Origin of the sequence: Paraburkholderia silviterrae (assembly GCF_004353915.1) — a bacterium.
Classification (GTDB): domain Bacteria; phylum Pseudomonadota; class Gammaproteobacteria; order Burkholderiales; family Burkholderiaceae; genus Paraburkholderia; species Paraburkholderia silviterrae.
The window spans coordinates 788,984-810,652 of sequence record NZ_SMRP01000001.1; the positions used below are offsets into that span (position 1 = coordinate 788,984).

General features: G+C 64.9%; 21 protein-coding genes. 8 read left to right on the top strand and 13 right to left on the bottom strand.

The features are described 5' to 3' along the window. The first annotated feature begins 543 nt into the window (after positions 1 to 543). From phnC to EYW47_RS03450, 4 genes are all read left to right on the top strand, one after another. Positions 544 to 1,377: a phosphonate ABC transporter ATP-binding protein gene (gene phnC / locus EYW47_RS03435; RefSeq protein WP_133193457.1), complete on the top strand. Its 834-nt coding sequence runs from the start codon at positions 544 to 546 to the stop codon at positions 1,375 to 1,377. A 61-nt stretch (positions 1,378 to 1,438) separates the two neighbouring features. Next, positions 1,439 to 2,425: a phosphonate ABC transporter substrate-binding protein gene (gene phnD, locus EYW47_RS03440; RefSeq protein WP_133193458.1), complete on the top strand. Its 987-nt coding sequence runs from the start codon at positions 1,439 to 1,441 to the stop codon at positions 2,423 to 2,425. 8 nt (positions 2,426 to 2,433) lie between these two features. Then, entirely contained in the window at positions 2,434 to 3,324 is an 891-nt protein-coding gene (gene phnE, locus EYW47_RS03445) for a phosphonate ABC transporter, permease protein PhnE (protein ID WP_133193615.1), read from the top strand. Positions 3,325 to 3,508: 184 nt separating this feature from the next. Next, positions 3,509 to 4,345: an EamA family transporter gene (locus EYW47_RS03450; RefSeq protein WP_133193459.1), complete on the top strand. Its 837-nt coding sequence runs from the start codon at positions 3,509 to 3,511 to the stop codon at positions 4,343 to 4,345. 18 nt (positions 4,346 to 4,363) lie between these two features. On the opposite strand, the gene EYW47_RS03455 is transcribed toward EYW47_RS03450, so the two are convergent. The 3 genes from EYW47_RS03455 to pdxR all read right to left on the bottom strand — a co-directional run bounded on the left by EYW47_RS03455 (position 4,364) and on the right by pdxR (position 6,905). Next, positions 4,364 to 4,753, bottom strand: a complete 390-nt coding sequence (locus EYW47_RS03455) for a type II toxin-antitoxin system VapC family toxin (RefSeq protein ID WP_133193460.1) — start codon at positions 4,751 to 4,753, stop codon at positions 4,364 to 4,366. Beyond that, positions 4,750 to 5,019 (bottom strand): type II toxin-antitoxin system Phd/YefM family antitoxin, encoded by a 270-nt coding sequence (locus EYW47_RS03460; protein ID WP_133193461.1) that lies wholly within the window; start codon positions 5,017 to 5,019, stop codon positions 4,750 to 4,752. The genes EYW47_RS03455 and EYW47_RS03460 overlap by 4 nt, the downstream gene beginning before the upstream one ends. Positions 5,020 to 5,189: 170 nt before the next feature. Beyond that, positions 5,190 to 6,905, bottom strand: coding sequence for a MocR-like pyridoxine biosynthesis transcription factor PdxR (gene pdxR, locus EYW47_RS03465; protein WP_133193462.1), 1,716 nt, complete (start codon positions 6,903 to 6,905; stop codon positions 5,190 to 5,192). 100 nt (positions 6,906 to 7,005) lie between these two features. Between pdxR and gabT the strand changes: the two genes are divergently transcribed. Next, positions 7,006 to 8,343: a 4-aminobutyrate--2-oxoglutarate transaminase gene (gene gabT / locus EYW47_RS03470; RefSeq protein ID WP_133193616.1), complete on the top strand. Its 1,338-nt coding sequence runs from the start codon at positions 7,006 to 7,008 to the stop codon at positions 8,341 to 8,343. Positions 8,344 to 8,497: 154 nt separating this feature from the next. Further along, positions 8,498 to 9,949, top strand: a complete 1,452-nt coding sequence (gabD, locus tag EYW47_RS03475; RefSeq protein WP_133193463.1) for an NADP-dependent succinate-semialdehyde dehydrogenase — start codon at positions 8,498 to 8,500, stop codon at positions 9,947 to 9,949. Positions 9,950 to 10,086: 137 nt separating this feature from the next. Here the strand turns inward: gabD and EYW47_RS03480 are convergent, their stop codons facing one another. From EYW47_RS03480 to cyoA, 6 genes are all read right to left on the bottom strand, one after another. Next, positions 10,087 to 10,701, bottom strand: a complete 615-nt coding sequence (locus EYW47_RS03480) for a hypothetical protein (RefSeq protein WP_133193617.1) — start codon at positions 10,699 to 10,701, stop codon at positions 10,087 to 10,089. A 343-nt stretch (positions 10,702 to 11,044) separates the two neighbouring features. After that, the gene (gene pcaF, locus EYW47_RS03485) at positions 11,045 to 12,247 is read right to left on the bottom strand and encodes a 3-oxoadipyl-CoA thiolase (protein ID WP_133193464.1); all 1,203 of its coding nucleotides are present in this window, start codon (positions 12,245 to 12,247) and stop codon (positions 11,045 to 11,047) included. A gap of 335 nt (positions 12,248 to 12,582) precedes the next feature. After that, the gene (gene cyoD, locus EYW47_RS03490) at positions 12,583 to 12,903 is read right to left on the bottom strand and encodes a cytochrome o ubiquinol oxidase subunit IV (RefSeq protein WP_133193465.1); all 321 of its coding nucleotides are present in this window, start codon (positions 12,901 to 12,903) and stop codon (positions 12,583 to 12,585) included. After that, positions 12,904 to 13,515, bottom strand: coding sequence for a cytochrome o ubiquinol oxidase subunit III (gene cyoC, locus EYW47_RS03495; RefSeq protein WP_133193466.1), 612 nt, complete (start codon positions 13,513 to 13,515; stop codon positions 12,904 to 12,906). 3 nt (positions 13,516 to 13,518) lie between these two features. Then, the gene (gene cyoB, locus EYW47_RS03500; protein WP_133193467.1) at positions 13,519 to 15,522 is read right to left on the bottom strand and encodes a cytochrome o ubiquinol oxidase subunit I; all 2,004 of its coding nucleotides are present in this window, start codon (positions 15,520 to 15,522) and stop codon (positions 13,519 to 13,521) included. 5 nt (positions 15,523 to 15,527) lie between these two features. Beyond that, the gene (gene cyoA / locus EYW47_RS03505; RefSeq protein WP_133193468.1) at positions 15,528 to 16,421 is read right to left on the bottom strand and encodes a ubiquinol oxidase subunit II; all 894 of its coding nucleotides are present in this window, start codon (positions 16,419 to 16,421) and stop codon (positions 15,528 to 15,530) included. Between the two features lie 606 nt (positions 16,422 to 17,027). Here cyoA and EYW47_RS03510 point away from each other — a divergent pair. Then, positions 17,028 to 17,852: an IclR family transcriptional regulator gene (locus EYW47_RS03510; RefSeq protein ID WP_133193469.1), complete on the top strand. Its 825-nt coding sequence runs from the start codon at positions 17,028 to 17,030 to the stop codon at positions 17,850 to 17,852. Positions 17,853 to 17,876: 24 nt separating this feature from the next. Here EYW47_RS03510 and EYW47_RS03515 read toward each other — a convergent pair whose 3' ends face one another. The 4 genes from EYW47_RS03515 to phnF all read right to left on the bottom strand — a co-directional run bounded on the left by EYW47_RS03515 (position 17,877) and on the right by phnF (position 20,976). Beyond that, a complete protein-coding gene (locus EYW47_RS03515) occupies positions 17,877 to 18,770 on the bottom strand; it encodes a LysR family transcriptional regulator (RefSeq protein ID WP_133193470.1) in 894 nt (297 codons plus the stop codon). A gap of 153 nt (positions 18,771 to 18,923) precedes the next feature. Beyond that, complete coding sequence (gene phnN, locus EYW47_RS03520) at positions 18,924 to 19,475, bottom strand: phosphonate metabolism protein/1,5-bisphosphokinase (PRPP-forming) PhnN (RefSeq protein WP_133193471.1); 552 nt, start codon at positions 19,473 to 19,475, stop codon at positions 18,924 to 18,926. Beyond that, entirely contained in the window at positions 19,472 to 20,224 is a 753-nt protein-coding gene (locus tag EYW47_RS03525) for a DUF1045 domain-containing protein (RefSeq protein WP_133193472.1), read from the bottom strand. The genes phnN and EYW47_RS03525 overlap by 4 nt, the downstream gene beginning before the upstream one ends. Beyond that, positions 20,221 to 20,976, bottom strand: coding sequence for a phosphonate metabolism transcriptional regulator PhnF (gene phnF, locus EYW47_RS03530; RefSeq protein ID WP_133193473.1), 756 nt, complete (start codon positions 20,974 to 20,976; stop codon positions 20,221 to 20,223). The genes EYW47_RS03525 and phnF overlap by 4 nt, the downstream gene beginning before the upstream one ends. Positions 20,977 to 21,158: 182 nt before the next feature. On the opposite strand from phnF, the gene phnG reads away from it, so the two are divergent. Next, complete coding sequence (phnG, locus tag EYW47_RS03535) at positions 21,159 to 21,653, top strand: phosphonate C-P lyase system protein PhnG (protein ID WP_133193474.1); 495 nt, start codon at positions 21,159 to 21,161, stop codon at positions 21,651 to 21,653. Positions 21,654 to 21,669 lie beyond the last annotated feature (16 nt).

Sequence of the window (21,669 nt, forward strand, 5' to 3'; positions counted from 1 at the left end):
GCCGTGGTGGCAGACGCTCCGGAGCCACTTCGATATAAGGTTAGTGGTCCACTGCGTCACACTGGCGGTTTGAGCGGCTTTCTTTTGCCTACTTTTCTTTGCCGCTGCAAAGAAAAGTAGGTGCCGCCCCGCACAGGGGTAACACTAATAGACCGACACGAATACAAGGAAACGCCAAAGTACTATAACCCGCACCCAACGGCAGAAATCACAATTTCAAACCCACTCACCAAAAGCATTGCCGCGCAAAAACGGGGCCGCCCTGCACGTCTGCCGACAATATATCCGTTTCGCGATGCATTGCGCGTGACACATGCGGGACGTCACACAGATGTCATGAGCGCTCGCGCTGTCACGTTATCGACATGATTCGCCGCGCTCGCGGCGCACAGCCGCGCAAATAGGTGTAGTCGTCTAGACGTCGCGATGCCTTCACTCAACCGTCATAGTCCCTTCCTAGAATGACCCCACTCAATCAAGGATTCGCGGCCGCGTGCCCGATCCACGCGACGAATCGACATGGACGCCAGGAAGTACGCCGGAATGGACGCAATCCGCATCGAACGCCTCTCGAAGACCTTTAGCGGGGCCGCAAGCCGCAAGGCGCTCGACGAAATCAACCTGCGCGTGAGCGCAGGCGAAATGGTTGCGCTGATCGGCGCATCGGGCTCGGGCAAGTCCACGCTGCTGCGCCACATCGCCGGCTTCGTGGCCGCCGATCCACAACCTTCGCAGATCGAAATACTTGGCCGGCCGATTCAGCAGAACGGACGCATCGTGCGCGAGGTGCGCCGCATTCGCCGCGATATCGGCTTCGTGTTTCAACAGTTCAATCTCGTGCACCGGCTCACGGTGGAAACCAACGTGCTGATTGGCGCGCTCGCGCGCCTGCCACTGTGGCGCCGTCTCACCGGATGGTTTCCGCGCAGCGAGCGCGAGCTAACGGCTGCGGCGCTCGCGGAAGTGGGCATCGGCGACAAAGCAGGCGAGCGCGCCGCGAATCTCTCGGGCGGCCAGCAGCAGCGCGCCGCCCTCGCCCGCGCGCTCGTGCAGCGCGCACGCCTGATTCTCGCCGACGAGCCGATCGCCTCGCTCGACCCCGAGTCGTCGCGCCGCGTGATGGAGATGCTGCGCATGCTCAACCGCAATCACGGGCTCACGGTGCTCGTGTCGCTGCATCAAGTCGATATCGCGATGCGGTACTGCCCGCGCACGATCGCGCTGCGTGACGGCCGCGTGGTCTACGACGGCCCGTCCGCCGCGCTCACGCCCGCCCTATTGCACGAGCTTTACGGCAGCGCCGCGCGCGAGTTGCTCGAATCCGATCCCGCTCATGCGGCCACTCACCGCTTCGGCGCGCAGCCTGAAGCTGCCTGAAGTCGCCGGAAGCTACCCGATCACGCAAACGTCCCCCCTCCCCACGGAATCCGCCTCTCCCATGAAACTGCTCCGTTCCATGCTCTCCTGGTGCGCCGCCGGCGCCGTCGCGTTCGCCTCGCTCGGCGCTTCGGCCGCCCACGCGGAAGACATCAACTTCGGCATCATCTCCACCGATTCGTCTTCGGTGCTCAAGCAACGCTGGCAGCCGTTCATCGACGACATGAACCGCCAGACCGGCCTGCACGTGACAGCGTTCTTCGCGACCGACTACTCGGGCATCATCGAAGCCATGCGCTTCAACAAGGTGCAGCTCGGCTACTTCGGCAACGCCTCGGCGATGGAAGCGGTGGACCGCTCGAACGGCGAAATCTTCGCGAAGGTGCTCTACGCCAACGGCGACGCCGGCTACAAGTCGGTGCTCATCACCAACGTCAACAGCCGCGTGAAGACGCTCGACGATGTATTCAAGAATACTAAGGATCTGACGCTCGGCTGGGGCGATCCGAATTCCACTTCGGGCACGCTGATTCCCGGCTATTACCTGTTCGCGCAGCACGGCGTCTCGGTGAACGCATCTGCGTTCAAGACGGTGCTGCCTTCGAGCCACGAAGCGAACCTGCTCGCGGTGGTCAACAACAAGGTCGACATCGCGACCAACAACACCATCGAGCTCGCCACGCTCCAGCAGAAGCACCCGGACCGCTTCGCGCAGGTGCGCGTGCTGTGGACCTCGCCGCTGATCCCGTCCGACCCGCTCGTGTGGCGCAAGGACCTGCCTGAAGCCACCAAGCAGAAGCTGCGCGACTTCTTCTATCACTACGCGAAGACCGATCCGAAGGAGAAGAAGATCATGGCCGACATCACGGGCTACGCAGGCTTCGCGCCCGCCTCCGACGCCCAGTTGCTGCCGATCCGCCAGGTCGCGCTGTTCCAGCAGAAAGAGAAGATCGCCGCCGACACGCATCTCTCCGACGAGGACCGCAAGAGCCAGATTGCGGCCATCGACGCGAAGATCGGCGCGCTCGCCAACGCGACGAAGCAGTAATGGGCACGATGGACTTCGACGCATCGCGGCTCGCGCAGCGCGCCGACGGCCTCGACGCGGAGCCGTCGGCGCACCTCGGCGAAGCGCCTGCGCAAGCGCCGGCCACGCCGGCGCTGCTCGCGCGCCAGGTGAGCGCAACCGCGGGCAAGCGCAGCTGGTCGTCGCTCGTGCTGTGGGCAGTCGTATTCGTGCTGCTCGGCGCGGCCTGGCGCGGCGCGGACATGCGTCCTCTCGATCTGTTCGCAGACTCGCAGAACATGGGCACCTTCGCGAGCGGCTTCTTCCCGCCCGACTTCACCGAATGGCGCACCTATGTGCACGAGATGTGGGTGACGGTGGCCGTCGCGCTTTGGGGCACGGCGCTCGCCATCGTCTGCGCGGTGCCGTTCGGGCTGATGTCCTCGCACAACCTCGCGCCGCGCTGGGTCCTGCATCCGGTGCGCCGCCTGATGGACGCATGCCGCGCCATCAACGAGATGGTGTTCGCGATGCTCTTCATCGTCGCGGTCGGGCTCGGGCCGTTCGCGGGCGTGCTCGCGCTGTGGGTCCACACGACGGGGGTGCTCGCCAAGCTCTTCGCGGAAGCCGTCGAGGCCATCGACCCGCGCCCCGCCGAGGGCGTGCGCGCGACCGGCGCCACGCCGCTCGACGAGATCATCTACGGCGTGCTGCCCCAGGTCTTGCCGCTGTGGATCTCATACGCGCTTTACCGGTTCGAGTCGAACGTGCGCTCGGCGATGGTGGTGGGCATGGTGGGCGCGGGCGGCATCGGCGTCGTGCTGTACGAGGAAATCCGCTCGTTCGACTATGCGCAGACGAGCGCGGTGCTGATCATGGTGATCGCCGTGGTGACGGTGATCGACCTCGTCTCCGCGCAACTGCGCGCGCGTGTGATCTGAGACCTCCACGCCCACCCCATTAAGTGCGGCGAGGCGCGGGCTGCATGGCAACCGCCGTGCAGCCCGCGCTTATTTCTTTGGACGGCCCACCCTTGCGTTCTGGCGCTGCGGCGCATTCGCTGGAATAATCGGCTGCTTGCGGCCGCAACCTCCCCGCGCCCACCCCACTCATAGCGCTCGTTCGATGGCAAGCTTCGTCGTCCTGCTAGTCCTGCTCTCGGCACTCATGCACGCGAGCTGGAACGCTTTTCTCCACCTCTCGGGCGACCGCGTCTGGCTGCTCGGCATGTTCTCGGTACCCTATGTGCTCGTGAGCGCCGTCGGCGTGTGCGTGCTGCCGCTGCCCGCTCCGGCGAGCTGGCCGTATATCGCGGCATCGGCACTGCTCGAATTCGCGTACTGCTTCGCACTGGTCCGCGCCTACCGCAGCGGCGACTTCGGGCAGATCTACCCGATCGCGCGCGGCCTCTCACCGCTGCTCGTGTTCGTGGGCGCGCTCGTGTTCGCGCACGAGGAACTGCACGCGCTCGCCGCCACGGGCGTGATGCTGGTCTCGCTCGGCATCATGTCGCTCGCGTTCAGGCGCGGCATGCGCTTCTCGGGCGAAAGCGTGCCCTGGGCGCTGGTGACGGGCTTCTTCATCGCGACCTATTCGGTCGTCGACGGCCTCGGCGCGCGCCTCGCCGGCAATCCGCTCAGCTACATCATGTGGGTCTATCTGCTCTGGAACGTCCCGCAGTTCATCGTGGTCTGCAAGCTGCGCGGCGGCGCGGCGCAAATGTTCGTCTCGAAGGGCAATGCGGTGCGCGGCATGCTCGCCGGCGTGCTCGCGCTGAGCGCGTATTGCCTCGTGATCGAGGCGTTCCGTTATCTGCCGATCGCCATGGTGTCCGCGCTGCGCGAGATGTCGTCGATCTTCGCGGTGCTGATCGGCTGGCTCTTCATGCGGGAAAAGCTCACCGCGCGCCGTATGGTCGCGTGTGTGCTCGTGACCTGCGGGGCAGTGTTGATACGGATGTAAGCGGGCCGTGATGCGGGCTCACGCCTGCATGATCAGCGTCGGGTGGTAGCGCCAGATTTTTGGATCCGCGCTCAGCAACGGCATGCCTTCGTGCAGTGCCTGCGCAATCATCAGGCGATCGAACGGATCACCATGATCCGCGTGGACGGGCAGCGACGCGACGGCCTCCGTGTGATCGCCCGTAATAGGCAGCTCCGCAAAACCAGCCAGACGAAACGCCGAGCGGGCATCGCGCGGATGCACGCGCAGATTTCCCTTCGCGTGCTTGATGGCGATCTCCCATACTGCCGCCGTACTTACGAACAACGTGTTGGCCGGATCCTCGATGACCTGCGCGGCGCGCGCCGACAGCTGCGGCGCCCCCTCTGCCGCCCATAGGGCAATGTGTGTGTCGAGCAATACTCTCACGGCTCGACGCCCGCGCCGGCACTCGCATCGAAATCGGCTTCAATCTCCGAATCGCCAGCGTTGAACGCCTCGAGTGTGGCTGGCACGTTGAGGCCGGCAAGCAGCTGGCGCGCCGCGCCAATTCGCCGTGGCGCGCTGTACGGAACGAGCCGCGCGACGGGCGTACCGTTGCGCGCGATGATGACCTCGTTTTCCTGGCCGACTTCGAGCCGCTCGACGAGGCTGGAAAGTTTTGACTTGGCGTCGTGCATGTTGACCGTAAGCATGGCGCTCTCTCCATGGCGCGCGAAGCTCGCGCGATATTAGCTAATCAATGTTAGCTAGTATGCCGCCAGTCGCGCATTAGAGCAACAGCAGACGGCCCACCCGGAACACCGGCTAGATCCCGGCGGACGCAATTGACGCACCGGGCGCATGATTTCCCGGTCAGGCCCGGCTAGGCAAACACCGGCAACGTCACATCAATCGCCTCGGCGAGCGTATCGAACGCGGGCGCGATTTCCTCGTCGGGCACGCACGCATAGCCAATCAACAGCCCCGACGCCGCGCGCTCGCGCTCCGAGTAATAACCCGACAGCGGCCGCACGACGATATTGCGCGCAAGCGCGGCCTCGGCCACGGCGCGGTCGTCGCTGCCTTCGGGCAACTGCATCACCACGTGCAGCCCCGCATCGCCGCCCATGGCCGGCAGCGCATCGCCGTAACGGCGCGTGGCCGCATCGAGCAGGGCCTGGCGGCGCTGGCCATAGAGCGCGCGCATCTTGCGGATGTGCGAGGTGAAATGCCCTTCGGCGATGAACTCCGCCAGCACCGCCTGCTGCAGGAGCTGACCCTCGCGATAGAGCTCGGCGCTCGCGGTCGCGAAGCTCTCGGCGAGCGGCTCGGGCGCAACGAGATAGCCCACGCGCAGCCCCGGAAACAGCGTCTTGCCGAAGCTGCCCACATAGATCACCTGCCCCGCCGTATCGAGCCCCTGTAGCGACGCGAGCGGCCTGCTGCCGTAGCGGAATTCGCTGTCGTAGTCGTCCTCGATGATCCAGCACTGGTGCTGGCGCGCGTACTCGAGCAGCATGCGGCGGCGCGCGAGGCTCATCACCATGCCGAGCGGGTACTGGTGCGAGGGCGTGACGAGAATCAGCTTCGGCGGCGCGGCGGCGAAGTCGGCCGTCGACGGATTGATGCCCTCGCTGTCCACCGCGATCGGGCGCGGTTTGAGCCCCGACACCTGCAGCACGCTGCGCACGCCCCAGTAGCACGGGTCTTCGGTCCAGATCGTGTCACCGGGGTCGGAGAGCAGGCGCACGGCCAGGTCCACCGACTGGTGGATGCCCGTCGTGATGATGATTTGCTCGGGCGAGCAGCGCACCGAGCGCGAAGTGCGCAGATAGTCAGCGAGCACGTGGCGCAGGAGCGCCAGGCCGCCGCCCGGCGCGTAGGTCAGCAGATCGGGGCGCAGGCTGCGCCAGTACTTGTTGTGCAGGCGCGTCCAGATGCGCGCCGGAAAGCGCGAGACGTCGGGCACGCCCGGCATGAACGCGCCGCCCTGGCGCTTCGAAACGCCCGCGCCCGCGATCAGGCGCGCGCCGCGCGTGGAGAGCGCGCGGGCCGCCGTGCGCTGCGCCTGCGTGGGCGCGAACGGCGCCTGGATGTCCTCGGTATCCGCGCGAAGAGAATCGGCTTGCATCGCGGGCCTCGCCGCAATTGGCGGCACGCCATCGGCGCCTGGCAAAGTGCGCGTAATTGGGCTGTTAGTTGCGATTAAACCCGCATTGCCCACCATGCGTGCAGTCATGCCCGCCATCGAATTGGGTGCGGATCCAGATTCAGCGGCATTTTTAGCCATCCGCAGGGAGCCAATTTCCGCCGCGCCAACGATCTCATCGGGCGAAGTATCGGCGACGAAGGTCCCGCGCCCCGTCGCCGAAGTCACATAGCCTTCGAGCACGAGTTGCTCGTACACCTGCGTAACCGTATTGCGCGCAATGCCCAGCTCCGCCGCCAGCAGCCGGGACGACGGCACCCGCGCGCCCGCGGGCAACTCGCGCGAGAGGATCGCCTGCTGCAGCAGACGATGCAGTTGCCGGTAGACCGGTTGACCGCTGCCGCGCTCGATCCGCTGGGCCAGCCAGTCGGACAGGACACTCGCTCGCATCGAAATTGGCTCCTAATAATTTTACTGAATGGCTCTGAAATTTAGAGCCAAACGTGAGTATAGTCGCTGCATGGACGGAATGCGGACCGAATGGGACCGTATGCCGGTCCACCCGACAACCGAACCGACACTGTTTTCGAAGGAGACGAACGTGAGCAAGAACGCCGAACTGCAGAACCGCAAGAACGCCATTACCCCGCGCGGCGTGGGCGTAATGTGCGACTTCTACGCCGAGCGCGCCGAGAACGCGGAACTGTGGGACGTCGAAGGCCGCCGTTTCATCGACTTCGCCGCCGGTATCGCCGTGTGCAACACGGGCCACCGCCATCCGAAGATCGTCGCCGCCATCAAGGCGCAGCTCGACCACTTCACGCACACCGCCTACCAGATCGTCCCCTACGAGTCGTACGTCTCGCTGGCCGAGAAGGTCGCCCAGCGCGCACCGGGCAACTTCGCCAAGAAGGCCGCGTTCTTCACGACCGGCGCCGAAGCCGTCGAGAACGCCGTCAAGATCGCCCGCGCCCACACCGGCCGTCCGGGCGTGATCGCCTTCGCGGGCGGCTTCCACGGCCGCACGCTGATGGGCATGGCGCTCACGGGCAAGGTCGCGCCGTACAAGCTCGCGTTCGGCCCGTTCCCGGCCGACGTCTATCACGCGCCGTACCCCAACTCGGTCCACGGCATCAGCACGGCTGACTCGCTCAAGCACATCGAGATGCTGTTCAAGGCCGACATCGATCCGAAGCGCGTCGCCGCGATCATCTTCGAACCGGTCCAGGGCGAAGGCGGCTTCTACCAGGCGCCCGCTGACTTCGTGCGCGGCCTGCGCAAGATTTGCGACACGCACGGCATCCTGCTGATCGCCGACGAAGTGCAAACGGGCTTCGCGCGCACCGGCAAGCTGTTCGCGATGGAACACTACGACGTCACGCCGGACCTGATGACGATCGCCAAGAGCCTGGCCGGCGGCATGCCGCTGTCGGGCGTGGTCGGCCGCGCGGAAGTCATGGACGCGGCAGCGCCCGGCGGCCTCGGCGGCACCTACGCGGGCAACCCGCTGGCGGTGGCGTCGGCGCACGCGGTGATCGAGATCATCGAAGAAGAGAAGCTTTGCGAACGCGCCACCCAGCTCGGCGACAAGCTCAAGGCCAAGCTCAACGCGATGAAGGCCGAAGTCCCGCAAATCGCCGACGTGCGCGGTCCGGGCGCGATGAACGCGGTCGAATTCTTCAAGCCGGGCACGAACGAAGCGGACGCCGACTTCACCAAGCGCGTGCAGACCGCTGCGCTGAACCGCGGCCTGCTGCTGCTCATCTGCGGCGTGTACTCGAACGTCGTGCGCTTCCTGTTCCCGCTGACGATTCAGGACAACGTGTTCGACGAAGCGCTCGCGATCCTCGAAGAGTCGATCAAGGAAGCCGTGGGCGTGCCGGCGTAAGCCTCGCGTCGCGACTTCAGCCTTAGCACAAGCACTTAGTGGCCCGCCGCGCGCGGGCCATCCACGAAACGGCACACCGGCGTTTGCCGCTGTGCCGTTTGTCGTTCTTATTGCATCGAAATCGAATCGCATCAACGCTATCGGGAGCCCAGGCATGAACCTGAAAGACGCATCGCTGCTGCAAAGCAAGGCCTATATCCACGGCGAATGGCAAGGGGCCGAAGACGGCGCCACGCTCGACGTGATCAACCCCGCCACCGGCGCACTGATCGGCACCGTGCCGCGCATGGGCGCCGCCGAAACGCGCCGCGCGATTGCCGCCGCGAACGCCGCCTGGCCCGCCTGGCGCGCGAAGACCGCGAAGGAGCGCAGCGTCATCCTGCGCAAGTGGCACGACCTGATGATGGCGAACGCCGACGACCTCGCGCTCATCCTCACCACCGAGCAAGGCAAGCCGCTCGCCGAGGCGAAGGGCGAAATCGGCTACGCCGCGTCGTTCCTCGAATGGTTCGCCGAAGAAGGCAAGCGCATTTACGGCGACACGATTCCGACCGTCGCCAATGACAAGCGCATCGTCGTGACGAAGGAACCCGTGGGCGTGTGCGCCGCCATCACGCCGTGGAACTTCCCCGCCGCGATGATCACGCGCAAGGTCGGTCCCGCGCTCGCGGCAGGCTGCCCGATCGTGCTCAAGCCCGCCGAAGCCACGCCGCTTTCGGCACTCGCGCTGGCCGTGCTGGCCGAGCGCGCGGGCGTGCCGGCCGGCATCTTCAGCGTCGTCACCGGCGACCCGAAGGCCATCGGCGGCGAGCTCACGAGCAACCCCACGGTGCGCAAGCTCTCGTTCACGGGCTCGACGCCGGTGGGCCGCCTGCTGATGGGCCAGTGCGCAGCGACGGTCAAGAAGGTCTCGCTCGAACTGGGCGGCAACGCGCCGTTCATCGTCTTCGAAGACGCCGATATCGACGCTGCCGTGGCAGGCGCCATCGCCTCGAAGTACCGCAACAGCGGCCAGACCTGCGTGTGCACGAACCGCTTCTACGTGCACGACGCCGTCTACGATACGTTCGCCGCCAAGCTGCGCGAAGCCGTGGAAAAGCTCAAGGTTGGCCTGGGCACGGAAGCTGGCGTCACGCAAGGCCCGCTCATCAACGAAGCGGCCGTGCTGAAGGTGGAGTCGCACATCGAAGACGCGCTCGCGAAGGGCGCCCAGGTGCTCACGGGCGGCAAGCGCCACGCGCTCGGCCATGGCTTCTTCGAGCCCACCGTGCTCACCAACGTCACGCCCGCGATGAAGGTCGCGCGCGACGAAACCTTCGGTCCGCTCGCTCCGCTGTTCCGTTTCTCGTCGGACGAGGAAGTGATCAGGATGGCGAACGATACCGAATTCGGTCTCGCCGCGTACTTCTACAGCCGCGACATCGGCCGCGTGTGGCGCGTGGCGGAAGCGCTCGAGTACGGCATGGTGGGCATCAACACCGGCCTGATCTCGAACGAAGTGGCGCCATTCGGCGGCGTGAAGCAGTCGGGCCTCGGCCGCGAAGGCTCGCACTATGGCGTGGACGACTACGTCGTCGTCAAGTACATGTGCATGGCAGGCATGTAAGCCGCACGGCGACACTCAAAAGAAAGCGGGCGCCGTAAAAGGCACCCGCTGAAAATCGAAACGCCGGCGCATCGCGATGCATTCGCGGTGCGCCGGCGTTTTCGCTGATGTGGCCGGACCGCTCGGTCCGCCAGCGCTTATTGCGCCTGGCCCACCGGCGTGACCTGCGTTGCGTAGGCGGAAACGAACACGGCGTGGATCGTGTCGCCAACCTTGAGCTTCTTCAGATCGACATCGGGCGTGGCTTCGAGCGTAACCGTTTGATAGGCGCCGCGCAGCGTGACTTCACGCTTCTTCGCATTGATATGCTGCACCGTGGCCTGCACCTCGACCTGACGCGCAGCGTCGTAACCCGACGATGCCGGCAGATAGACGTTGGTATCGACGCGCTTGCGAATGCCCTTGTCCTTGCCCGTCACCTTTTCGGCGGTCACGAGCAGTGCGTTCTTGTAGAGCACGTCGACGGTATCGCCCACGTTGAGCTGGTCGAAATTGCCCACCTGCTGGCTGAGCGCGATATCCACGTCATTGCCACGCGGGCCGCGCAGCGTGACCACGCGCGACGCACGGTCGATGCCGACGATCTTGGCCTGCACGTGAACCGGCTCTGCATTGGCGACGATCGCTTGCGCCGCGCCCGCAAGCGCCGATTGCGCCTCGGGTGCCGACGCCGGCTGCCCGGTTTGCGCCGATGCTGCTTGCGCGAACGCCATGCTAATGACCACCGCTGCTGCCAAAGATGTTGCCTTCATCATCTGTATTCTCCAAAAGTCGAGGTTTAATTTTCGCTGCAACGGCTTGCGCCGAAGTGGGACGATTCTACGCGTCCCTTTTAAAAATCGACTAGAGAATGGCTGCGAGCCAGATCAGATTAAGCTGAACGCATAACAAAATGCGTTGTTTTATTGATCGGCGTCGAATCCGAAATAATTCAGGGTATTTTTTCTATTCACGAAACGTTGATGCGATGCGTTTCAATATGAGGGCCATTGGTACGCAGGACGAAAAAAGCCGCGAATCTTTCGACTCGCGGCTTATTCACTGCGCATTGGCAGCGGCGGCGGCCAAAACGAACTTCCGGCCGCCTGAGCGGAATCAAACTCGCTCGATGGCGATAGCGATGCCCTGACCCACGCCGATACACATCGTGCACAGCGCATAGCGGCCCTGCGTGCGATGCAGTTGGTACATCGCCGTCGTCACGAGACGCGCGCCGCTCATGCCCAGCGGATGACCCAGCGCGATTGCGCCGCCGTTCGGGTTGACGCGGGGATCGTCGTCGGCCACGCCGAGCATGCGCAGCACGGCCAGGCCCTGCGAGGCGAACGCTTCGTTCAGTTCGATTACGTCGAACTGGTCGATGGTCATGTTCAAGCGCGCGAGCAGCTTCTGTGTGGCGGGCGCCGGCCCGATACCCATCACGCGCGGCGCAACGCCCGCGGTCGCAATACCGATCACACGCGCGCGCGGCGTGAGGCCGAAGCGCTTCACGTTTTCCTCGTTGGCGAGCAGCAGCGCGCACGCACCGTCATTCACGCCCGACGCATTGCCCGCGGTAACCGAGCCATCCGGGCTCACGACGCCCTTGAGCTTCGCCAGCGTCTCGAGGGTCGTCTCGCGCGGATGCTCGTCGCGCGACACCACGAGCGGATCGCCCTTCTTCTGCGCGATCGTCACCGCGACAATCTCCTGCGCGAGCGTGCCGTCAGCCAGGGCGCGCGCGGCCTTCTGCTGGCTGCGCAGCGCGAAAGCGTCCTGATCGGCGCGGCTCACGCCGTAATCGACGGCGACGTTCTCGGCGGTCTCCGGCATCGAGTCCACGCCGTACTGCTGCTTCATCAGCTTGTTGACGAAGCGCCAGCCGATGGTCGTGTCGTAGATCGCGGCATCGCGCGCGAAGGCGCTGGCAGACTTGCCCATCACGAAAGGCGCGCGGCTCATGCTCTCCACGCCGCCCGCGATCATCAGGCCCGCTTCACCCGACTTGAGCGCGCGCGCGGCAATGCCCACGGCGTCCATGCCCGAGCCGCACAGCCGGTTCACGGTCGAGCCCGGCACGGCCTGCGGCAGGCCCGCCAGCAGCGACGACATGCGCGCGACGTTACGGTTGTCTTCGCCCGCCTGGTTCGCGCAGCCGTAGATCACGTCGTCGATTGCGGCCCAGTCCACGTCCTTGTTGCGCTCCATGAGCGCCTTGAGCGGCACGGCCCCGAGGTCGTCGGCGCGAACCTGCGCAAGGGCGCCCGCGTAGCGGCCGATCGGTGTGCGAATCGCGTCGCAGATGAATGCTTCCGTCATGAGAGTCTCCAGTTCCAGTCGCACATGGTGCGATCCGATGCAAGGCTGATTGAGATTGACGGACTGCGCGGGCGATAAAAAGTGGCGGGACTCGAGCGCGCATGTCCAGATGCGTTTTGTTCGCTACGCGAACTCATGATCGTTTAACGAACAATTGGCGCCCATGATAGGCGTCGCTGCGCGCGAGTGTCAAGCTGGCGTCTCACCTGATCGGCGGGGCGTATTCCGTCAGATGAAATGAAAACGGCCGCACAGAACACCTGTCTGTGCGGCCGTCGGCCTGTGCGGACCGGCGCCCTGGCGGTTCTCGCCAAGGCACCGGACAGAGCCGGTGATTATCGCGACATCATGTTCATGCCGACGTTGTGCATGACCCAGATCGTGCCGAAGATCAGGAACGCAGCCGCCAGCACAGTATAGGCGAGCGAGAGCACATTCCAGCCCTGCCCCGACGACGTGTTCAGATGCAGGAAGAACACGAGGTGCACGATCACCTGCACGAACGCAAGTACGGCGAGCACGACCATGATGATGTTTGGCGCCAGCGTACCGTGCATGACGATGCCGAACGCAGCGGCAGTCAACAGCACCGCGAGGATGAAGCCCGCCACATAGCTGCCGAGGCTGCCATGGGCTTCGCTATGAGAATGCGCCATTTAGATCACGCTCCCGAGATAGACAAAGGTAAACACGCAGATCCACACCACGTCGAGGAAGTGCCAGAAGAGGCTGAGGCACGTGAGACGGCGCACTTCCCTGTCGTCCATTTGCGGACGGCGGATCACCTGCAACATCAGCACGGCCATCCAGACGAGGCCAAAGAAGACGTGCAGACCGTGCGTGCTGACCAGCACGAAGAACGACGAGAGGAACGCGCTGCGCTGCGGACCCGCGCCTTCGGCGATCAGGTGCGAGAACTCGCGCAACTCCAGCACGAGGAAGCACACGCCCAGAACAAAGGTCACACCGAGCCAGCCCAGAACCGCGCCGGTCTTGCGCTGATGCGCGCCGAGCATGGCGAAACCGTAAGTGATGCTGGAAAACAGCAGCACGGCGGTTTCAACCGCAACGTCGCTGATATTGAACAGGTCCTTGCCCGTGGGGCCGCCCGCGAACTGATGCCCGAGCACGCCAAACGTGGCGAACAGCGCCGCGAACAGCATGCAGTCGGTCATCAGGTACACCCAGAAGCCGAAGACGGACTGCGACGGCGGATGATCGTGATGATCGAAATCGGCAAGCGTTGCCGTATTGGTTTTCTGTAACATCGCTTAAGCCTCCACAGCTTCCATCTTGCGCTCGGCAGCGACCGCCGCGCGATGGCGCTTCTCTTCGATCTCGCGAACCTTCGCGGCCGGAATGTAGTACCCGTCGTCGTCGCCGAAGCTGCGTGCGGCGATGGTGACGACAATGGCGATAAACGCGAGCACGCCAAGCCACGTGATGTGCCAGACGCCCGCAAAGCCCAGCACCAGACTGAATATGCCGACGAAGAAGCCCGCCGACGTATTCGACGGCATGTGGATGTCGCTGTACTTCGCGGCGAGACCCATGCCACGGCCCGTTTCCTTCATGTGGGCGAAGGCATCGATGTCCTGCACCTGCGGAATGAGCGCAAAGTTATAGACCGCCGGCGGCGACGAGGTCGCCCATTCGAGCGTGCGGCCATCCCACGGGTCGCCCGTGACGTCCTGGCACTCCGGCTTGTTGCGGTTCACGAAAGCCATCACCCACAGGAGCACCTGGAACACCACGCCCAGCGCGATGATCGCCACGCCAATGGCGGCCACGACGAAATACGGATGCCAGGCGGGGTTGTCGTAGTGGTTCAGACGACGCGTTGCGCCCATGAAGCCGAGCACGTAGATCGGCACGAACGCCACGTAGAAGCCCACGAACCAGCACCAGAACGACGCCTTGCCGAGTTTTTCGCTGGGCTTGAGGCCGAACACCTTCGGGAACCAGTAATGCAGGGCCGCGAGGTACCCGAACACCACGCCGCCGATAATGGCGTTATGGAAGTGCGCGACGAGGAAGAGCGAGTTGTGCAGCACGAAGTCCGCGCCCGGAATGGCCATCATCACGCCGGTCATGCCGCCGATCGAGAACGTGACCATGAAGCCGATCGTCCAGAGCACCGGCGCCGTGAAATGAACGCGCCCGCGGTACATCGTGAACAGCCAGTTGAAGATCTTCACGCCTGTAGGGATCGCGATGATCATGGTGGCGATGCCGAAGAACGCGTTGACGTCGGCGCCCGAGCCCATCGTGAAGAAGTGGTGCGCCCACACGAGGAACGCGAGGATCATGATCGCGCACGATGCATAGACCATCGTCTTGTAGCCGAACAGCGGCTTCTTGCAGAACGTGGCCATGATTTCCGAATAGATGCCGAACGCAGGCAGCACGAGGATGTACACCTCGGGGTGGCCCCACGCCCAGATCAGGTTCAGATACAGCATCATGTTGCCGCCGCCGTCGTTCGTGAAGAAGTGCATCCCGAGGTAGCGGTCGAAGCCTAGCAGCGCAACGGCGATCGTGAGGATCGGGAACGTGGCCATGATGAGCACGTTCGAGCACAGCGCCGTCCACGTGAACACCGGCATCTTCATGAGGCTCATGCCCGGCGCGCGCATCTTGATGATGGTCACGAAGAAGTTGATGCCGGTAATGAGCGTGCCCACGCCTGAAAGCTGAACGGCCCAGATGTAGTAGTCGACCCCGACGCCTGGACTGTACGCGAGCTCAGAGAGCGGCGGATAGGCAAGCCAGCCCACCTGCGCGAACTCGCCGATGAAAAGCGACAGGTTGATGAGGATTGCACTGATGGCCGTCATCCAGAACGAGAGCGAGTTCAGGAACGGGAACGCCACGTCGCGCGCGCCGATCTGCAGCGGCACCACGAGGTTGAACAGGCCGACCATGAGCGCCATCGCCATGAAGAAGATCATGATCACGCCGTGCGCCGTGAAGATCTGGTCGTAGTGGTGCGGTGGCAGGTAGCCCGGCCCGTCGAACGCGATGGCCTGCTGGACGCGCATCATGACGGCGTCGGCAAAGCCGCGCACGAGCATGAGCACGGCCACGATCATGTACATGACGCCAATGCGCTTGTGGTCCACGCTCGTGAGCCACTCGCTCCAGATGTACTTCCACTTGCCGGTCGCGACCACGAGACCGAGCACGCCGATGACGATCAGCGCCATGAACGCCGTGGCGCCCATGATGATCGGCTGATCGAACGGGATTGCCTCTAATGTAAGTTTGCCGAACATGCTGCTTACCCCTTGGTCACGCACGACGGGTCGGTGAACTCCGTGACGTGGCCGTTGTTGTACTTCGCAATGATGTTGTTGAAGAGCTTCGAGTCGACCGTCGAGAAGTACTCAACCGGCGCCTTCTCGCTCGGCTCCGAGACCTTCGCGTACTGGTCCATCGAAAGCGACGCCTGCGACGCCTTCACTTTCTGGACCCACGCGTCGAAATCCTGCTGGCTCGTCGCGAGCGTGCGGAACTTCATGTCCGAGAAGCCCTTGCCGCTGTAGTTGGCCGAGATGCCCGCGTAGTCGCCCGCTTCGTCGGCGATCAGGTGCAGCCGCGTCTGCATGCCCGCCATCGCGTAGACCTGGGTGCCCAGCTGCGGGATGAAGAACGAGTTCATCACCGAATCCGACGTGATGCGGAAATTGATCGGCGTGCCCACCGGCACGGCAAGCTGGTTCACCGTGGCGATGCCGAGGTCCGGGTAGATGAAGAGCCACTTCCAGTCGAGCGCGACGACTTCGACGTTGATGGGCTTCGCGTTCGATTCGAGCGGCTTATAGGGATCGAGCTCGTGAGAGGTCTTCCAGGTAAGGATGGCGAGGAAGAGGATGATGACGGCCGGAATGCTCCAGATCACCACTTCGATGGCGGTGGAATGCGCCCATTTGGGCGCATAGGTGGCGTTGCGGTTGGACGCGCGGTAGCGCCAGGCGAAAAAGAGCGTGAGCAGGATCACCGGTATCACCACCAGCAGCATGGCCCACGTGGCCGTGGCGATGAGGTGCTTTTCGGCCACGCCGATGCTGCCCTTGGGATCGAGCACGGTTAGCTCGCCGCTGCATCCCGCGAGGGAGGCGAGCAGCCCGCTGCCGAGGGGGATTAACCACCTTTTGAAGGCTTTTCTCTTCATGTTTGCCTGTTTTTCCGTTTAACCACCTGGACGCTTTCATGCATTCGCATCGCAAAAAAGCAACGCAAAATGCACCCCTATCGTGTTTGGCGAAATTCTACGGAAAGGCCTTATCCAAAAATTTGATCTCGGACAGATTTTTGACCCTCAACATATCTCGATCGAGCAAGCGCGACAGAAAGACGCAAATTACCTTCAAATATCTTTCAGCGTCGTGAATGCCCCATGACGACGGGCTCACAGCGCGCGAAGAGCATGCTGGCGAGGGAAATAAAAAAGACTCTGGGGCACCGAAGAAAGGAAAAGCAACAAGTCCTGCATTTAGTCTGACATTAATATTCGACTGGCTTCCCGGAAGATAATTTGATAATAAAATTTAATCCAACATACCGCCTGAATATCTTCCATCGAATTACGTCAACCCCAATATTCGGCTTTGATATTGCTGAAAATCAAATATCAAAGCGATAAAGTCCGTTGTCGCCTCGATTTTCCGCCTCGACCGGCCCCGCTCGCCGCGCGCCGGTTGGCGAATCCATGCGCTTGCGCTATCGTCATGGGTTCCTTACGCGCCGCCTGAAGCCCTTGATCCGACGCCACGACGCCATGAACCCCGCCAGCCGTGCTTCGCCCGACCCTTCCGACGAGCAGCCGGAGATCCCCGAAAAGCCGGGTGACTCCTACGTGCAGTCGTTCGCACGCGGGCTTTCCGTGATCCGCGCGTTCAACGCCGAGCACCCCGAGCAGACGCTCACCGACGTCGCCGCCGCCACCGGCCTGACGCGCGCCGGCGCGCGCCGCATCCTGCTCACGCTGCAGACGCTCGGCTACGTGGAGGCCGAAGGGCGCCTGTTCCGGCTCACGCCCAAGATCCTCGACCTCGGCTTCGCGTATCTCACGTCGATGCCGTTCTGGAATCTGGCCGAGCCCGTCATGGAAGAGCTCTCGGCAGAGGTGCACGAAAGCTGCTCGGCCGCCGTGCTCGACCGCACCGAGATCGTCTACGTGCTGCGCGTGCCCACGCACAAGATCATGACGATCAACCTCTCGATCGGCAGCCGTCTGCCCGCCTATTGCACCTCGATGGGGCGCGTGCTGCTCGCGACGCTCGACGACGCCACGCTCGACGCCACGCTCGGCGCCGCGCCGCTCTACGCACACACGCCGCGCACCGTCACCGACAAGGACGAGCTCAAGAAGATCATCGCGCAGGTGCGCCAGCAAGGCTGGGCCATCGTCGACCAGGAGCTCGAAGGCGGCCTCATCTCGATCTCCGCACCCATCCGCAACCGCCAGGGCCGCGTGATCGCCGCCATGAACATCAGCGGCAACGCCCAGCGCACCTCGGCCAGGCAGATGGTCAAGGCGTTCCTCGATCCGCTTCTGCAAGCCGCCCAGCGCGTCTCGCAGATGGTGGCGCTGCGCACCTGATACCGCCAGGCGCCCGCTCCTGCCTCACGACGCGTCCGCAAACACCTGTACGAGCCAGTCCGCGAAGGCGCGCACGCGCAGCGAAACCTGCCGGTTTTGCGCGAACAGCACGGAAACCGGCATGGGCGGCGGCGGCTGATCCGCCAGCACGACGCACAGCTCGCCGTTGGCCAGTCGCTCGCGCACGCGGTAGCGCGGCACCTGCACGAGCCCGAGCCCCGCGACGGCGCCGGCCGTGTAGAGCTCCGCCCCGTTCACCGCCACCGGGCCCGGCAGCGTGAGCGTGCGCACGCCCTCAGGCATTGCGAATTCGAGCGGATGCGCGCGGCCCGTGGCCGGCGAGAGATAGTTGACGGCGTGATGGCCCGACGCCAGCGCGTCGATCGACGCCGGGTCGCCGTGCCGTTCGAGATAGGCGGGACTGGCCACCGTGACCTGCTCGAGCAGCGCCACGCGCCGCGCGATCATCGACGAGTCGGCGAGCTCCCCCGCGCGCAGCACGCAGTCGACGCCCTCGCGCACGAGGTCGACGAATTGATCGCCCGAGCCGATGAAGAGCTCGATGCGCGGATAGCGCGCGAGAAACTGCGGCAGGCGCGGCATCACGAAATACTGCGCGAGCGTGCCCTGCATGTTCACGCGCAGGCGCCCCTGGGGATCGGCGTCGCGAAAGGCCTCCTCGGTTTCCTCGAGGTCGGCGAGCAGGCGCGTGCAGCGCTGGTAGTAGGCATCGCCGTCGGGCGTAGGCAACACCCGCCGCGTGGTGCGCTCCAGAAGCCGCACGCCGAGGCGCGCCTCCAGGCGCTTGATCGAATTCGTGACGGTGGCGCGCGGCAGGTTCAGGTCTTCCGCCGCCTGCGTGAAGCTGCGGCGGTCGACGATGCGCGTGAAGATCTGCATCTCCTGGAAACGGTCCAAGGGCATTCTCAATTGGGTTCACGGGGTCGCATGCATCTTCGCATGACCCATGGCACCCGCCAAAAATACCCAGTATCGATGCGCGCCCTTGCGCCCGCATAAGAACGCCTTGAGCACGCCCGGCGCACGCCTGCCGGCTCGCGCATGGTGTGCTCAGCCCATCGCCACCCGCTGCACCGCCGCGACGAAGGCCATGCCGGCGTCCTCGAGCCGCCCCGAGTTGTCGATATGCGTGAGCGACGCGCCCTCAGGCACCTCGAACGGCGCGCGCCGCGCTAGGCGCGCGGCAACCTGCTCCGGCGTCTCCCGCGCGCGCGAGGCGAGCCGTGCGGCCAGCACGTGCTGCGCGGCGTTCACGTGCACGAGCGTCATGCGCGGATAGCGCGCAAGCGCCTCGCTCACGTAGGCGCGCGAGCCGTTCACGACCACGGTGCAGCCCAGCGCGAGCCATTGGTCGATCTCCACGCCGATGCCGTAACGCAGCGCGTGGCTGCGCCATTGCAGCGCGAAGAGGCCGAGGCGCGAGCGCGCTTCGAATTCGGTGTCGGTGAGCGCGATATGGTTTTCGCCGCCGCCCGCTTCGCGCGTGATGTAGCGATGCGCGAACAGCACCCCTTCAGCCGCAAGCCGCGCCCGTGCAAAGCCAAGCAACGAGTCCTTGCCCGCGCCCGAGGGGCCCATCACGTAGATCAGGCGGGACTTCATGCGCCCACCCGCGCCTGCCGGTCTGCTGCGCGTTGCGCAGGAAAATCCACGCGCCGCCACAGCGAGAACGGCTCGCCCGGACGCGGCTCGACGTAAAGCGCGGCGCCCTCCACGGGCAGCGCGCCCGCGTCGTGCATCTGCGCATTCCAGCCGCGCGCGAGCGAGGCACGCAGCGCTGCGTCGTCGAGCGAATCGGAGAGCGTCATGTGGAAACGGAATTCATCGAATACGTACGGGTAGCCCCATTCCTCGACATAGGCGCGCTGGCGCGGCGTGAGCGGCGCGTCGAGGCGCCTCGCCAGCTCGTCGGCTGTTTGCGCGGCGCGCAGATGGCCGAGCGTGCGCAAGGCAGAGGCGGCGAGTTCGCGCAGCGCCTCGGCGCCGCTTTCATCGGCGGCCCGCAGCGCGACGAAGCGCCCCAGCGTGGCCGCCTCCACGGCAACGTCGAAGCGCGCGCGCCCCGCGCCCCATGCCTGCGTGGCGGCAAGCAGCGTCTGCGGCGTCACGCCCGCCGCGAGCCGGAACGGCGGCACGAGGGTGCCGTGCCAGCCATAGCGGCGCGGCGCGCCGGTGAGCGCCTCGAGCGGCTGCGCGAGCCAGGCGGGCCGCGGCGGCGCAAGGGTCTCACCGCTTTCGGGGTCGCGGCCGAGCCAGGTGCAGCCGGCCCGCCACCACTGCGAAGCACGCGGCGGCGCGTAGTAGAGCGCGAAGCGCGTGGCCTCGCTCCAGGCTTCGTGCGCCGCGCTCATACGTCGTGCTCCACCATCAACTGCACGCGGTCCGCCGCGAAATGCGTGATGCCGTACTTGATCGGCACGCCGTCGAGATCGACGTCGACGTTCTCGACCCACAGCACCGGCTGCTGCCGGTTGATGTTCAGGCGCCGCGCCACTTCGGGCTCGGGCAGCACGCTGCCGATACGGCTCCACTTGCGCAGATAATCGCTCACGCCGAATTCGGCGAGCGCTTTCGAGGTGCTGTCCACGCGCTCCATGACCGCGGGAAAATCGGTGAAGCGCGCGGCCGGATACCAGCTGCGCGCATAGGTGAGTGGCACGCCGTCCGACTCGTGCAGCGTCTCCAGCCGATAAACCAGCGCGCCGGCGCGCAAGCCCAGCGCCTTCGCGACGCCCGGATCGGCCTTCACGCGCGAGGACGCGAGCAGCTTGCCCACCGCCGAATGCTGGTGACGCTGCAGGTTTTCAGTGAAGCGCGTGCGCTTGCCGATGGTGTAGTCGATCGCCCCAGGCTGCACGAAGGTGCCGCGCCCCTGCTCCACGCTCACGAGGCCGAGTGCCGCGAGTCCGAGCATGGCGCGACGCACCGTGTGGCGGTTCACGTCGAAGCGCCGCGCGAGCTCGCCTTCGCTCGGCAGGCGGCCGTCATCGCCGAAGCCCTTGGCCGCGATCTCGGCCGCGAGTATCTGCTCGATCTGCCGCCACACCGCCACGCCTGCGCCGCGCTCGAGCGTGCTGTGCGGGGCGTCGTCGTTCGATGTCATGGTGCTGTCATTCCTCCCGGTTCCAATATGGGGTGTAGCTTGCGCATTGTAGTGTGCATGGCGTGATGGAAATATGAAAACGTTCCCCTTGCGCTCACACTGTTGCTGCCCGTGTAAACATCTAGACGTTTAGATGAGTAGATGCTTCAATGTACACCTTCGTTCACGACACAGGAACTCCGATGAACGCATCTTCCGTCCCGCCCACCGCCGCGTCCGCCGCACGGCGCGCCTGGATGGCGGTTCTCGCGCGCACCCCGCGCGCCGAGCTCGAAGCGGCCTTCACCGCAGCGCTCGGCAGCGAATGCGCGCCGGCTTTCGATTGGCTGCGCCCGCCCCAGACCGGGCTCGCGATGGTGCGCGGGCGCGTCGGCGGCACCGGCAACGCCTTCAATCTCGGCGAAGCCACCGTCACGCGCGCCACGCTGCGGCTGCGCGCGCAGGGCGGCAGCGGCGCCACCGTAGGCGTTGCGTGCCTGCTGGGCCGCGACAAGCGCCGCGCCGAACTCGCCGCGCTCGCCGACGCGCTCCTGCAGCAGCCCGAGCACCACGCCCGGCTCCAGACGCAATTGATTGAGCCGCTCGCGGCACGCCTGGCGGCTCAACGCGCCGCGCAACGCAACGAGACCGCCAGCACGAAGGTCGAGTTCTTCACGATGGTTCGAGGCGACGCATGAACGAACAACCCAGCAT